The following is a 14,042-nucleotide window of genomic DNA, read 5'->3' as shown; positions in this document are numbered from 1 at the left end:
CTGCACTGCCAGGTTTAGGGAACTGATTGATTTATCTGCCAGGATGGCGGCATAGTCGCCATCCGGTGAACCCCAATATGCAGCAAACGATCTCTTGCCGTGAGCCACCTCATGCAGAGAACCAAAGATAAAGGAGTATGCCGTGTCTGTATCTATTCAGGGCGCGTTTCCGGCACGCCGTATGCGTCGCATCCGCAAACAGGATTTCAGCCGCCGTCTGGTGTCTGAGGCGCAAGTGTCGGTCAATGATCTGATTTACCCGATGTTCATCCTGATGGGCAAAAATCGGCGTGAAGCCGTCGAGTCCATGCCGGGGATTGAACGTCTGTCGATTGATCTGATGTTGCTGGAGGCTGAATATCTGGCCAAACTGGGCGTTCCGGCGATCGCTCTGTTCCCGGTGGTGTCGCAGGACGCCAAGTCGCTGTGTGCCGCGGAAGCGCACAATCCGGAAGGGCTGGTGCAGCGTGCGGTTCGCCTGCTCAAAGAGCATGTGCCGCAGATGGGGGTGATCACCGACGTTGCGCTTGACCCGTTCACTACTCACGGTCAGGACGGCATCATCGATGACAATGGTTACGTGCTGAACGATGTCACCACTGAGGTACTGGTGAAGCAGGCGCTGTCTCACGCGGAAGCCGGGGCGGACGTGGTGGCACCTTCCGATATGATGGATGGCCGCATTGGCGCGATCCGTCAGGCGCTGGAAGAAGCCGGTCACGTCAATACCCAGATCATGGCGTATTCGGCCAAGTATGCCTCCCACTATTACGGTCCGTTCCGTGATGCAGTCGGCTCGGCCGGTAACCTGAAGGGCGGCGACAAAAAAACTTACCAGATGGATCCGGCGAACTCAGACGAAGCGCTGCATGAAGTGGCAATGGACGTCAACGAAGGGGCGGACATGGTAATGGTCAAGCCGGGGATGCCGTACCTGGATGTGGTGCGCCGGGTGAAAAGTGAGTTGCAGGTCCCGACGTTTGCTTATCAAGTGTCGGGCGAGTACGCGATGCACATGGCGGCCATTCAGAACGGCTGGCTGAAAGAGCGCGAGACGATCATGGAATCGCTGCTGTGCTTCAAGCGGGCGGGTGCCGACGGTATCCTGACCTACTTTGCCAAGCCGGTAGCGGAGTGGCTGGCCGAAGAGGCCGCGGCCCGTACTCAGGCGCTGGCAGAGAAGCCGGAATAATGCCGGGCTGACCGGAATCAGGCATTGATACCAAAACGAGAAGGCTGGTGCGACACCAGCCTTTTTTGTTTATAAGGTGTAAGGGTCAGGCTCCTGCTCACACTGAGTCCGGCAAGACGGAGCCCGGCGATGGCCGGAGCTAAAGCCAGAGCCAGAGCCAGAGCTAAAGCCAGAGCTAGGGTTAAGGCTTGACGTTGCGGTTAATCGGGTTTTGCAGCGAGATCAGTGTTTCGGTCGACTGCACTTCATCGATGGCCTGAAGTTTGTCAATCAGGACATACTGCAGCTCCTCAATCGACTTACACATCAGTTTGACGAAAATGTTGTACGCCCCGGTGGTGTAATAGGCTTCCACCACTTCATCCAGCTCGTTGAGTTTGGCCAGTGCGGAGTGGTAGTCCCGGGCGGCATTGAGGTTAATCCCGATAAAGCAGCACACATCGTAGCCCAGTAGCTTGGGATTGATCACGACTTCGGTCCCGGTGATGATGTTCGCCGCCCGCATTTTTTCGACCCGGACATGGACGGTGGCCGGGCTGACATTGAATTTCTTGGCCATCTCCGCGTAAGGCGTACGGGCGTCGTGCATCAGGGTGTTGAGGATTTCACGGTCGAGGTCATCGATTCGGACAGACGTGGTCATGGTGAGGCAATCCTTTGTTGGACCGGCCGGTTTCATCCGGTCTGGTCGTAATTTATACTGCTATCAGTTAAGCTCTTCAATTATATCAGACATTTGCTGCCAGCTGGGCAGCGGCTTTGCAGGTAACACGTCGCCACGGGTGGGTTGCCACGTCAGGAATAACAATACGGGACATTCGAATTTATGCGGTTTCTCGCGGTACTTTTACTGGTCTGGTGGCTACCGGCGCAGGCGATGGATGACGACAAAGATACGCTGGTGATCCATTCCTACCATCAGGGCATGCGCTGGACCGACTCGCTGCAGTCGGGCATCGAGTCAGTGACGCGGGTGAAGGGGATCTCCCTGCATGTGAATTACATGGACAGCAAGCGCTACCAGTCCAAAGGTTACATGCAGGAACTGCTGGATTTGTACCGGACCAAGCTGGCGGAAAAACACTACCGCGCCGTTGTCGCCTCCGATGACAACGCGTTGTGGCTGGTTAACGAACTGGCCGGGGAAATCGGCGAGACCCCGGTGATCCTGGTCGGGGTCAACGACTACCATCCCGATAAGCACCGCAACCTTAAACGGGTACTCGGGGTGCTGGATCAGAGTGACCCGTCAGACAACATTACTCTGGCGCTCTCAGTGCAGCCGGATCTGGCGCACCTGTACGTGATTGCCGACCACACGGTGACCGGGGAAGCCATGTGGAAGAAAGTGGTCAATTTCCAGCAGACCAACTTTATGAACCTGGATATTGTCCGGATGGACACCAGCACTTTTGCCGATACCCTGGCCCAATCTGCGCTGCTGCCCGCGCAATCGGCCATTCTGTATCTCAGCTACTACCGTGACGGGCAGGGGCGCTACATGACCAGCACCGATTTGCTCACCCAGCTGACTGAGCGGGCCTCGGTGCCGGTTTACTCCCCATACCGTTATTCGCTCGACAACGGGGTGATTGGCGGCGTGATGACCAGTGGGTTTGACAAGGGGCGACAGGTCGGCCAGTTGCTGATCAAGGTACTGAACGACGAGGCGCTGGAGTACCCGTACTTTATCCGCAGTACCGGCAAAGCCATCTTCAACTACCCGGTGCTGCAGCACTGGGGGCTGAGTGTCGATAACAGTGAAATGCTGATCCTCAATCAGCCGGAAAGCTGGTTTAACCGCTACCGGGGTGAGATTCGGGTGCTGACCGTCGCGCTAAGTGTCATGGGCGGGGTGATTGTGCTGCTGGCGATCGTGATCCGCCGGCTGCGCAAAGGCGAACAGCGGCTGCGCCAGAGCCGGGCGCTGTTCGAGGGAGTGTTCGATCAGAGTTTTCAGTACATCGGGATTCTCGATGACACAGGCCGACTAATTTCCGGCAACCTCGCACTGCACGAGCTGGTCGGGCGCTCAGTGGTAAAGTATGACCGTCCGCTGTGGCGCTGGAGCTGCTGGTCATCCAAAGCGATGGACAAACTGCGGCAGGGGTTTGAGGGTGCCGGATTTGACCAGTCGATCCGGCTGGAAGTGGAAATCCAGAGCCACGACAACGGTGGCCGGATGTTGGATGTGGCCGTCAAGCGCCTGCCGGGCGAAGAAAGCGGGCAGTATCAGTTGCTGTTTGAGGCACGTGATGTCACCACCCGTCACCAGATGGAAGAGAAACTCCGTGAGCGTGAGGTTAGCTACCGCCTGCTGTACGAGCAGCAGCCGGTGATGCTGATGACGGTTGACCGCCATGCCCGTGTCCAGTCAGTGAACCAGTTTGCCGCCGACTTGCTCGGCTACAGCAAACGGGAGCTGCTGGGCCATAAAATTGTCGATTTCTATCACGGCACCACACTGATGCCGCAGCAGTTTATTGCCGCCTCCCGTGAGCAGGGAAATCAGCGGGTGTGGCGGCGCCAGTTGCGCTATTGCTGCGCCGACGGCCGTCAGGTCTGGATCCGGGAGACTATTCGTCAGACCCAGAACTGCCAGCAGCTGCTGGTGGTCGGGGAAGACATTACCTCGACCCGCGAGCTGGAAGCCAAGCTGGCTCATCAGGCGAGCCATGACTTCCTGACCGATTTGTATAACCGCAGCCATTTTGAACAAGTACTGGAAGAGGCGCTGACCGAAGCTCGCGAGGAAGGGGCGCGCCATGCCATGTATTACCTAGATCTCGACCAGTTCAAAATCATCAATGACACCGCCGGGCACGAGGCTGGGGATGAGGCGCTCAAGCAGGTCGCGCTCCAGTTACGGGCATTGATGCCATCCCACGCATTGCTGGCGCGTCTCGGTGGCGACGAATTTGCCATCATCCTCCATCATTGTGAGGCGGAGCCAGCGGTGGAATTTGGCCGCCATATTCTGCGGACGCTGGAAGAACTGGAGTTTTACTGGAAGAACACCCGCTTCAGTTTCAGCGGCTCTATCGGCTTGCGCCTGATTGATGAAACCGCCGGGTCGTCGCAGCAGGTTCACGCCCAGGCCGATACCGCGTGTTATGCGGCTAAGGATGAAGGGCGCAACCGGCTACATTTGTACCATCCCGATGATGAGGAGCTGCGGCGGCGGGAGCTCGAAATGGAGTGCGTCAGCCAGATCCGCCGGGCCCTGGCAGATCGCCAGTTTGAACTGTATGCCCAGCAGATCGCCCCGCTGGCATCGGGCGGCGACGGCCACCACTATGAAATTCTGATCCGGCTGCGCAATGATGACGGCGAAATGGTGTCGCCTGCGCTGTTCATGCCGGCCGCAGAACGCTACAACCTGGCCCACCGGATTGACCGCTACGTGGTTGAACAGGTGGTGGATTGGCTGGTGGCACACCCGGCTGCGGTTGCGCAGCTGGAAATGTGCGCCATCAACCTGTCCGGTCAGTCGATGGGGGACAGTGAGTTCGTCCAGTTCCTAGTTGATAAGATCAGCCGCTCCGGCCTGCCGACTCATAAGCTCTGTCTGGAAATCACGGAAACCGCCGCCATCGGCAACATGAGTGAGGCGATCCTGCTGTTTACCCGGCTGAAAAATCTGGGATGTCGCATATCGCTGGACGATTTTGGCTCCGGGCTGTCGTCGTTCGGTTACCTGAAACGCCTGCCGGTGGATATTATTAAGATTGACGGCATGTTTGTCCGCGATATCGCCGACGATGATATGGATCTGGCGATGGTCAAAGCCATCAATGAACTGGCAAAGAAGATGGGTAAACAGACCGTTGCCGAGTTCGTCGAAAGTGAGGCCATTCTGACGCGCCTCAAAGCGTTGGGCGTCGATTATGCCCAAGGTTACCTGTTTGGTCGTCCCCAACCGCTGGAAGCGCTGGTGCGCCAATTGAGCAGGCAGACGGAGGTGGTATAATTCCCCTCTTTTATGGTGTGCCGCTGCGTTAAACCACCGCAATTGTCGGTGAGGCGGGCGGTCACCACCGATTTTATTCAGGTATCCCGGAGAGCCGCGTGCAACTAGCCCTGATTTGTGAACACCCTGACCGCCAACCAGAACTTGATCAGCTTGCCCAGCGCTGGGGACTGGAGCATGACCCTGACAGCCCGTTTGCGCTGGTGCTGACCGCGGAGCGGCTGGAACTGCTCAAGCGCGATGAACCTAAGCTGGGCGCGGTATATGTGGATCTGGCTGGCGGAGCGGCGGCCCACCGACGCAAGTTCGGGGGGGGCCGTGGACAGGCCATTGCCAAGGCGGTCGGCCTCAAGGGTGGGGTGATGCCGACGGTGGTGGATGCCACTGCCGGACTTGGCCGTGATGCATTCGTACTGGCCTCGCTGGGCTGCAAGGTGCAGATGGTCGAGCGCCATCCGGTGGTAGCGGCGTTGCTGGATGACGGGCTGCGCCGGGCCCAGGCGGATAGTGAAATTGGTGAGTGGGTGACGGAGCGCATGACCCTGCTGCATGCGTCCAGCCATGATGCGCTGGAGAAGCTGGCCGCGGATCCGGCCTTTGCCGCACCGGATGTGGTGTATCTGGATCCGATGTATCCTCATAAGAAGAAGTCCGCGCTGGTGAAAAAAGAGATGCGGGTTTTCCAGAGTCTGGTCGGGGCCGACAACGATGCGGATGCCCTGCTGACCCCGGCGTTGAGTCTGGCGACCAAACGGGTGGTGGTGAAGCGCCCTGACTACGCGGAGTTTCTGGCCGGGCAACAACCGTCGACGTCGATTGAGACCAAGAAAAACCGGTTTGACGTTTATGTCAAAGCGGCCATGAAGTAGCCCTGTCGGTCGCTGGTGATTGCGACGGGATAGCGGTATAGTCAGCCGGTACATACGGGAGCGACCCTCTGCAAGGAGGTGGCCCGGAACCGAGGAGAGGGAATGGCCAGAACATTATGTAAATACCGCCGGGCTGAGATTGCGGATAAATTCACGACCATCAGCCAGATTGTCAGCCTGCCGAAATACGTCTGCCGCAGCTGCGCCCGTTCGGCGAGTGAGAAAAGCTACTTGTGTAAGCCAAGTACCCTGCAACTGCCGGGTGGCAAGCGTGCGGCCGTCATCACCTCGGCGTTGCCTGCCGTAGCCCAACCTGCGGTTGTTGCGGCGGAGCCGGTCATGGCCCCGGCACCATCGCTGCCGGTGGCATATACTGAGCTGCCGGAGCTGGGCAGTATGACGGCGGAAACGGTGTTGCCGATGGGCAAGTCCGGGAAAAAGCAAAGCAAACAACTGAAGAAGCTGCGCAAACTGGCGAAGAAAAAACACAAGCGGTTGAAAAAAGCGGCGAAGGCAGTCAAGCGTTATGAGAAAGCGCTGAAGAAGGCGAGAGGCCTGCTGATTGCTTAAGCCCCGAGGCAAGCCAAAAAAAACCTCCTTACGGAGGTTTTTTTGTGCCGGATTAATTTGAACCTTTGATCAGGACTGCCGTCATCAGGCAAGTGATCACAGAAACAATAATACCGGATACGATTAACCAAGGAAGCATATCCATAGGTAGTTATCCATCTGTTGAGCAACGGGAGGCCCTATTCAATACTGTTTACATTATGCTAGCAATGGGTCGGATATAAGCTGAAACGGCTGTTAACAAATGGAAACAAGTATCTGGTATTAGACACATAATGTATTGTTTTAGAGAATAAAAAAGCACCCATTCGGGTGCTTTTTGTCTCAATATATTATGTTGCAATATTGTTAGTTTTTGGCTGGCAGAGCTAACGTCAGTGCTTCGCGGGACAGGTTGGCTGCTGCCTGTTCATCGTCCAGTTTTTCCATCACTTCGATCAGGTAGCCGTAATCGGTCACGTTAGGACGCAGCGCAATGGCTTTCTCGAAGTGTGTCTTGGCTTCATCCCACTTCTGTTCGCGCATCAGCAGCTGCCCCAGGGCGCTGTGAGTGCTCGGGTTGCTGCTGTCGTAGCGCAGCAAATCCTGCAGGCGAACGATGGCCGGGTGGTTGTCCGGCAGGTTCAGGCTCGGCACCAGCGCGATCAGGCGCTCGTCGCTGCTCTTTTTCAGGGCTTCTTTCAGGACGGTGTAGGCTTCGCTGTCAGCGTTGTGCTCGCTCATCAGGTTGACGAAACAGGCGATCAACTCAGGACGCTGCTTGGCCTTGCGGCTCAGGCTGTTCCAGTGGCCCATCAGGCCTTCACTGCCGTTCTGTTTGGCGATGTGGCGCATGATGCCGCACTCTGCCTGAACTTCCAGTGCTTCGGCTTCTTCGGTGTTGACCACACCGGCTTTCTCCAGCTGTGGCAGGATAGCCAGCAGGGGTTTCCAGTCTTCCAGTTTCAGGTAGCAGTCTTTCAGCAGGGTCAGCAGAACCGGGTTGCGGCTGTGATCCTGCTTGATGCCTTGCAGGGTTGCAATGGCCTGCTCGTACTGCTGCTGACGGTATTGCAGCTTGGCACGGGTCAGGGCCACGGCCAGGCTCTGGCCATCGACATCCGCAGCCAGTTTCAGGTACTCGTCACGCTGGCTGGCATCGCCCTGACCTTGGGCGGCTTCGGCCGCTGCCAGGTAGTTCAGTACCGGAGCATCGCTGTGTTTGGCCGATTTGACCATCAGCTTTTCAGCTTGCTTCCAGTCGCCTTCAATCACTTTGATCAGGCCATCGTTGGTCTGACGGCGGGCCTTGCGGGCTTTACGGCCGAACAGCCAGCCACGGGTTGAGCTGCCTAGGGAAAACAGGCGCTTGATAATGGTTTCCAGCAGGAAGAAGGTGCCAAACAGAATAATCACCAGCAGAATCAGGGTGGTGAGGCTCATCTCCAGGGTCTGGTTTGCAACCGAGATCAGGACATAGCCCTGATTTCCGGCCAGCATTGGGCCTGCAACAATCCCTGCGATCAGTGCTGCGACCAGCAGTAATAGTTTGATCATGCAGGCGTCTCCTCTGTGCTAATCGGCTTCACCTGCTGGCGCAGACGCTCACTGATGGCATCATTGATCAGTGGCTGAGACTTCAGCTGGCTTGGGTAGCTGGCTTCAACCGTTTCCTTGGCCAGTTTGTTGAGCGTAGCAATGAAGCTCTGTACGGCCGGATCTTCGGTGTTGTAGTAAGCTTCGGCCCATTCTTTGGCCATGGTCAGGGAGGCGGTGTACAGCTCGCCCTGCTCGCGGTAAACCGCTTTAATTGCCGTTTCCAGCTTAGACTTGACGTTTTCCTGCAGGTAGAAATCCTGCTTCGGTGACAGCAGCGGAACCACGTTGCCGTCACGCTTGCGGTATGTCACGAAGTGATTGCTGAAGTTTTTCAGCGAGGTCATCAGATTCTGTTTCCAGTCGTCCACTGAGCCGGACACTTCGGTTTTCTCTTCCGCTTCGATTGACTCCGGCAGAACGGCATTGGCCAGCGGCAGTGCAGCAACCTGCTGCTGCAAGCTGGTCAGACGCATGACCAGGCCATCGCGGTCAATACGGGCGACGGCTTTCAGCGCCGTGATGTCGCTGTGCATAGCTTTACGGATTGGGGTCAGGCTTGGGTCGTTCAGCTCGGCGATACGGTGATCGGCAGACTCCAGCAGGACGGTGGCGCTGACGGTGTCATGCTCCAGCCACAGTTTGCGACCGGCCATCTTGACCAGGTAATCCGCTTCAGCCAGCAGCCAGTCGTTAGGACGGCGGCCTTTGATCTCAGCCAGCGCCATTTGCAGACCGGTGATCGATTTGCCCTGTTGATCCAACGACACTTCGGTACGCTGTTCAATGGCACTGACTTGGGATTTGGTGGCTTGTTGAGCTTCTTGCAGGGAAGACTGCAGGCGGGAAATCTCTTGTTGCAGCGCCGCCATCTTACCGTTTTGCTCCAGCGTTTGCTGGTGGCCGTGGTAGTACAGGCCGGCACCCAGTGCAATCACCAGGGCAATAGCAATGACACCGGTTTTGTTGCCGCTTTTCTTTTCTGCCGGTTGGGCCGGAGCCGCTTTAGCAGTTTGATCGGCTTTGTCGGTGTTTTTGGCCGTGGCCGCTTTGTCGCTTTGCGGCTTAGTGCTGGCAGTCGTTTCAGCCTTGGTTGATGCTGCGGATTGTGATTGATCTGCAGAGCTCTGATTATTGGTTTTTTTATCAGTCATCCGATTTTCCCATTGTGCCTATTTTGCTTAGGGTCGTGAATAACGGGCCGTTGGCCGCGCTGCCCACATTGGAAATTAAACGAAAACCAAGCTGGTGTGCTTGGTCGGCAATTCGCTGGCTTGGTACGAATAGCTGGCATTGGTAAAACCAAGCCTTGGCGTTGTCGGGTACAAGGCTGGCCAGAAAGGCCAGTTGTTCGCCGCTGGTGACAACCAGGGAATCAACCCCGGCATTTTGCCACTGTTGGCACAGCGCATGGCCATCAAGCGATAACCAGTTGCGCTGATAGGTTTCACTGTAGTTTACCGCCGCCCCGTGTTGCTGCAGGTGTTGGTAAATCAGTTCACGGCCGCCGTTGCCACGCAGGATAAGTACCCGCCTTCCGCTTACCTGGGTAAGAATGGGCAGGGCCAGCAGTCCCTCGCTGTCGCAGCGCGCTGACGGTGTGTGTACCGCCTGTCCTGTATAGGTTTTCAACGCAGCGGCGGTTTTATGGCCGACTGCTATATAATGCACGTTTTTTGGCCAGCTGACACCCACCGACATTAAGTAATTGTGCGCTAGGTTGGCAGCGTGGACACTGACAGCAATCAGAAAATCTCCATTTTCCAGTTGCTGCAGTTGTGCAGGTAAACAAGACAGGGTTGGCCCCGGCTGGATATCCAGCAAGGGCTGAGAGAGTGCAGCGATCCCCGCGGCATTAAGCTGCTGAGCCAGTTGCTCGCCATCCGGCGCCGGGCGGGTGATCAGTATGGTCATCAGGCGTTGCCGTACAGAGCATCAAGAATAGTACGGGCGCCGTCATTCAGTAGCTGCTCGGCCAGCGTGGTGCCCAGTTGCTCGGCGTCGGCAGCCGGGCCGCGGATTTCACCACGCACGATGTGGCTGCCGTCCGGCTCGCCCACCAGGGCACGTAGCCAGATTTGATCGCCGTCCAGCTCGGCATAGCTGCCGATAGGAACCTGACAGCCGCCCTGCAGATGGTTGTTCATGGCGCGTTCGCATCGCACCCGGGTCGCGGTTTCCTGATGGTTCAGGGCTGCCAGCAGACCCAGCACGCGCTCGTCATCCAGGCGACACTCAATACCTACCGCGCCCTGGCCGACTGCCGGCAGGCTTTCTTCCGGGGTAATCGTGCTGCGGATGCGGTCGTGCAGTTTTAGGCGCATCAGGCCGGCACAGGCCAGGATAATGGCATCGTACTCGCCGTCATCGAGTTTGCGCAGGCGGGTATTTACGTTGCCGCGCAGGTCTTTGACAATCAGATCCGGACGGCGGGCACGCAGCTGGCACTGACGGCGCAGGCTGGAGGTTCCCACGATCGCACCGGTCGGCAGTTCATCGATGTTGTTGTAATGGTTGGAGACAAACGCATCGCGCGGGTCTTCGCGCTCACAGATGGTGACCAGGCCCAGACCTTCCGGGAATTCGACTGGCACATCTTTCATGGAGTGCACCGCGATGTCGGCACGCCCTTCGAGCATGGCGACTTCCAGCTCTTTCACAAACAGCCCTTTACCACCCACTTTGGCCAGTGGGGTGTCCAGAATAACGTCGCCCTTGGTGACCATAGGTACCAGTTCTACCTCGATGCCCGGGTGGGCTTGTTCGAGCGCAGCTTTTACATATTCGGCCTGCCACATGGCGAGCGGACTTTTGCGGGTCGCAATTCGGATTGGGGTTGTTGACATCGTGTTGGATCCACCATTTTTGATAAAGGGGTGATTACTGGGAGTAATCCTACCACTACTGAGCTGGGAAGGTAATTTATGTGTTGCTGAGAGTGCGGTGACGCAGTATTGTCTTGATATGGACTACGATTAATGTGATATTTCTCACATAACCCTCAAGTGACAGATTGGCGACAATCGGGAAACTGGCGCTTTAGTCAGTTTGTACTAGCTTGAGGAAATCAGGGCTATGGAAAGGTCACTGGCAAGATTTCAGTCCATTTATAACTTGTCATAAAACGTCACTATCTTTACGGTTAATATAAAAACTGTTAAATTGATCACGTTTTTGCTCCCTGGTAGAGCCTTCTCTACACTTTAGTGACAAGATTTGGGCCGCTCTCAAGCTGGCAGCTCTTGGAAGAGTAATTTGCAAAATTTTATCACCACGCTTAACAGCAGACTGGAACAGCTCAACAAGATTCGCCTTGAGCGTGCCTGTGGCGCGATGACGGCGCAGTCAGAGCAGGTCTTTAACCTGTTGCCAGTGTTGCTGCACTACAATCACCCTGCGGTACCGGGTTATCTGGATCAGACCGTGCCGGTGGGGATCGCGTCATTTACTGCCTCGCCGATGCAGCAACAGCTGATCGATGATTGTGCCCTCGCGTGCGCTGCCACTGTGACCCCCCCTGATGCTTCTACTCGTCTCCCAATTCTGGGTTTGTATTCCATGGGCAGTACCGCCTCTCTGGGACAAAGCCTGACCAGCGATCTGGACATCTGGGTCGTTATCCGTACCGATTTGCCGTCTGACGCCCGTTCGGCGCTGGAAGCCAAGTGTGCGCTGGTATCGGAATGGGCACTGGTACAGGGCGTGGAAGCCAACTTTTTCCTGATCGACGAAAATCGATTCCTGGATAACTTTTCCGAAGAAATGACCGGTGAGAACTGTGGTTCCAGTCAGCATCTGCTGTTACTGGATGAGTTCTACCGTTCGGCGGTGCGCCTGGCGGGCCTGTCGCTGCTGTGGTTTATGGTGCCACCGGAAATGGAAGAGTGTTACGACGACTACATCCGCTACCTGGAACAGGGCGGGTTTATTCGTCGTGATGAGTGGATCGATTTTGGCGGTTTGTCCCGCATTCCGGCCGAAGAGTATTTCGGCTCCAGTTTGTGGCAGCTGTATAAAAGTATCGACTCGCCGTACAAATCAGTACTGAAGGCGATCCTGCTGGAAGCCTATTCCTGGGAATACCCGCACACCCAACTGCTCAGTGTGGACGGCAAACGTCGCTTCTTTGCGATTGACCGTACCGAATTCTGTATGGATGCCTACTACCTGATGCTGGAAAAGGTGACCCGCTATCTGCAGCGGATTAACGATCACCGTCGGTTGGATCTGGTACGTCGCTGTTTCTACCTCAAAACCCATGAAAAGCTGACCCGTCAGCCGGCATCCGGTTCGGTGCCGTGGCGGCGTAAAATTCTGGAAGAGCTGACCGCCAACTGGCAATGGTCAGAAGAGGTGTTGCTGGAGCTCGACAGTCGCCGTGACTGGAAAGTGGAGCAGGTGAAGCGGGCGCACAACGAGCTGCTGGATGCGCTGATGCTCAGTTACCGCAACCTGATCCGGTTTGCCCGCCGTAACAACATTACCTCGGCGATCAGCCCGGAAGACATCAGTATTCTGGCGCGTAAGCTGTACGCGGCGTTTGAGGTGCTGCCGGGTAAGGTCACACTGCTCAACCCGCAGTTGTCACCGGACCTGCATGAGCAGGATCTGACCTTTATTCAGGTGCCGGCCGGGCGTACCAACGCGGCGGGTTGGTATCTGTACAAACAGTCGCTGGACCCGGTTGCCATTCTCGGTAGGGCGTCGCTGGAGCATAACCGTTACCTGAGCAAGCTGGTGGCCTGGGCGTATTTCAACGGCCTGCTGACGGAGTCGACCTGCCTGCATTCGGTGGTGCGCACGGCGGCGATGGATATCGACAAGTTGTACCAATTGGTGAGCGACATTCGCAACACCTTCCCGATCCGCCGCCCGCAGCCAAGTCTGCAGGCGCTGTCCAGCCCGTGTGAAATTCGCCAGCTGGGGCTGTTCATCAACCTGGAAAATGACCCGACCACCGAGCTCAAGAGCCGTGCGGTCCGGTTTGATTTCAAAAACACCGATATTTTCAGCTATGGTCCGGAGCAACTGTGTCTGGTCGGGAGTGTCGATCTGGTGTATCGCAACTCGTGGAACGAGGTGCGTACCCTGAACTTCACCGGTGAAAATGCCATGCTCGACGCGCTGAAAACCGTGCTGGGTAAAATGCACCAGGACGCGTTGCCGCCGGAGTCGGTGGACGTGTTCTGTTACAGCAAGCACATGCGTGGTCTGATCCGTAACCTGGTGTACCAATTGGTGGCCGAGTGTATCGAGATGCGCTTGAAGCCGGTTGAGCAGGAAAAGCGCCGCCGCTTCAAAGCGATTCGGATTGGCAGCCAGACCCACGGCCTGTTCTTCGAACGCCGCGGGGTGTCGGTGCAGAAGCTGGAAAACTCAGTCGATTTCTACAGCTGTATTTCGTCGAACAAGCTGATTGGCTCGGCCAGTCTGGTGATGGGTAAAACCGACGAGCCGCACCCGCCGGAAATCGTCGATGCCTATGCCAGCGAAGGGCTGATCCAGTTCTTCTTTGAAGACTGTGCCGACGGATTCAACATCTACATTCTGGATGAAACCAACCGGATTGAAGTGTACCGCCAGTGCAGCGGTGACAAAGATGAGATGGTCCATGGGGTCAACCGCTTTTACACCTCGGCCCATGAACGTTTCAGCTATAGCGCCAATTTTATTAACTTCAACCTGCCGCAGTTCTACGACATTGTGCGCGGAGATAATGGCGAAACCCAAGTCCTGCCGTTTAAGAGCGGGCAGCAACCGACCCGTCGTCCGGCCCCTGTGATGGGTGGCGGTGCCGCGGTCTTGAACCTGTCGTCACGCTGAGTCTGATCAGCCTTATCAAATAAAAAAAGCGAGAGCCCGGCTC

General features: G+C 56.6%; 10 protein-coding genes. 5 read left to right on the top strand and 5 right to left on the bottom strand.

What is annotated here, in order from left to right; translation table 11 throughout:
- The first annotated feature begins 142 nt into the window (after positions 1 to 142).
- The gene (hemB, locus tag C9I92_RS22975) at positions 143 to 1,192 is read left to right on the top strand and encodes a porphobilinogen synthase (protein ID WP_047887045.1); all 1,050 of its coding nucleotides are present in this window, start codon (positions 143 to 145) and stop codon (positions 1,190 to 1,192) included.
- Positions 1,193 to 1,373: 181 nt separating this feature from the next.
- Here hemB and asnC read toward each other — a convergent pair whose 3' ends face one another.
- Positions 1,374 to 1,835 (bottom strand): transcriptional regulator AsnC, encoded by a 462-nt coding sequence (asnC, locus tag C9I92_RS22970; RefSeq protein ID WP_047887046.1) that lies wholly within the window; start codon positions 1,833 to 1,835, stop codon positions 1,374 to 1,376.
- A gap of 183 nt (positions 1,836 to 2,018) precedes the next feature.
- Here asnC and C9I92_RS22965 point away from each other — a divergent pair, with 183 nt between their 5' ends.
- From C9I92_RS22965 to C9I92_RS22955, 3 genes are all read left to right on the top strand, one after another.
- Complete coding sequence (locus tag C9I92_RS22965) at positions 2,019 to 5,162, top strand: EAL domain-containing protein (protein WP_047887047.1); 3,144 nt, start codon at positions 2,019 to 2,021, stop codon at positions 5,160 to 5,162.
- A 98-nt stretch (positions 5,163 to 5,260) separates the two neighbouring features.
- The gene (locus tag C9I92_RS22960; protein WP_047887048.1) at positions 5,261 to 6,031 is read left to right on the top strand and encodes a class I SAM-dependent methyltransferase; all 771 of its coding nucleotides are present in this window, start codon (positions 5,261 to 5,263) and stop codon (positions 6,029 to 6,031) included.
- A gap of 102 nt (positions 6,032 to 6,133) precedes the next feature.
- The gene (locus C9I92_RS22955; RefSeq protein WP_047887049.1) at positions 6,134 to 6,601 is read left to right on the top strand and encodes a hypothetical protein; all 468 of its coding nucleotides are present in this window, start codon (positions 6,134 to 6,136) and stop codon (positions 6,599 to 6,601) included.
- A 348-nt stretch (positions 6,602 to 6,949) separates the two neighbouring features.
- On the opposite strand, the gene C9I92_RS22950 is transcribed toward C9I92_RS22955, so the two are convergent.
- The 4 genes from C9I92_RS22950 to hemC are packed head-to-tail and all read right to left on the bottom strand — an operon-like array spanning position 6,950 to position 11,022.
- The gene (locus C9I92_RS22950) at positions 6,950 to 8,137 is read right to left on the bottom strand and encodes a heme biosynthesis protein HemY (protein WP_047887050.1); all 1,188 of its coding nucleotides are present in this window, start codon (positions 8,135 to 8,137) and stop codon (positions 6,950 to 6,952) included.
- Positions 8,134 to 9,330 (bottom strand): uroporphyrinogen-III C-methyltransferase, encoded by a 1,197-nt coding sequence (hemX, locus tag C9I92_RS22945; protein WP_047887051.1) that lies wholly within the window; start codon positions 9,328 to 9,330, stop codon positions 8,134 to 8,136. Before hemX ends, C9I92_RS22950 begins: the two co-directional genes overlap by 4 nt.
- Positions 9,323 to 10,090 carry a uroporphyrinogen-III synthase gene (locus C9I92_RS22940; protein ID WP_047887052.1) on the bottom strand — a complete coding sequence of 256 codons (768 nt, stop codon included), beginning with the start codon at positions 10,088 to 10,090 and terminating at the stop codon, positions 9,323 to 9,325. The genes hemX and C9I92_RS22940 overlap by 8 nt, the downstream gene beginning before the upstream one ends.
- Positions 10,090 to 11,022 carry a hydroxymethylbilane synthase gene (gene hemC, locus C9I92_RS22935; protein ID WP_047887053.1) on the bottom strand — a complete coding sequence of 311 codons (933 nt, stop codon included), beginning with the start codon at positions 11,020 to 11,022 and terminating at the stop codon, positions 10,090 to 10,092. Before hemC ends, C9I92_RS22940 begins: the two co-directional genes overlap by 1 nt.
- 409 nt (positions 11,023 to 11,431) lie before the next feature.
- Between hemC and C9I92_RS22930 the strand changes: the two genes are divergently transcribed.
- Complete coding sequence (locus C9I92_RS22930) at positions 11,432 to 13,999, top strand: class I adenylate cyclase (protein WP_047887054.1); 2,568 nt, start codon at positions 11,432 to 11,434, stop codon at positions 13,997 to 13,999.
- Positions 14,000 to 14,042: the final 43 nt, after the last annotated feature.

This window comes from Photobacterium ganghwense (assembly GCF_003025595.1).
GTDB classification, from domain to species: domain Bacteria; phylum Pseudomonadota; class Gammaproteobacteria; order Enterobacterales; family Vibrionaceae; genus Photobacterium; species Photobacterium ganghwense.
The sequence above is the reverse complement of the archived record's forward strand: the minus strand, read 5'-3'. Positions and strand labels throughout refer to the sequence as shown.

Bases quoted from the DNA above. Each gene is read 5' to 3' on its own strand.
- C9I92_RS22955 (WP_047887049.1), top strand. From the start codon at position 6,134: ATGGCCAGAACATTATGTAAATACCGCCGGGCTGAGATTGCGGATAAA.
- hemC (WP_047887053.1), bottom strand. From the start codon at position 11,022: ATGTCAACAACCCCAATCCGAATTGCGACCCGCAAAAGTCCGCTCGCC.
- asnC (WP_047887046.1), bottom strand. From the start codon at position 1,835: ATGACCACGTCTGTCCGAATCGATGACCTCGACCGTGAAATCCTCAAC.
- C9I92_RS22950 (WP_047887050.1), bottom strand. From the start codon at position 8,137: ATGATCAAACTATTACTGCTGGTCGCAGCACTGATCGCAGGGATTGTT.
- C9I92_RS22965 (WP_047887047.1), top strand. From the start codon at position 2,019: ATGCGGTTTCTCGCGGTACTTTTACTGGTCTGGTGGCTACCGGCGCAG.
- C9I92_RS22940 (WP_047887052.1), bottom strand. From the start codon at position 10,090: ATGACCATACTGATCACCCGCCCGGCGCCGGATGGCGAGCAACTGGCT.
- hemX (WP_047887051.1), bottom strand. From the start codon at position 9,330: ATGACTGATAAAAAAACCAATAATCAGAGCTCTGCAGATCAATCACAA.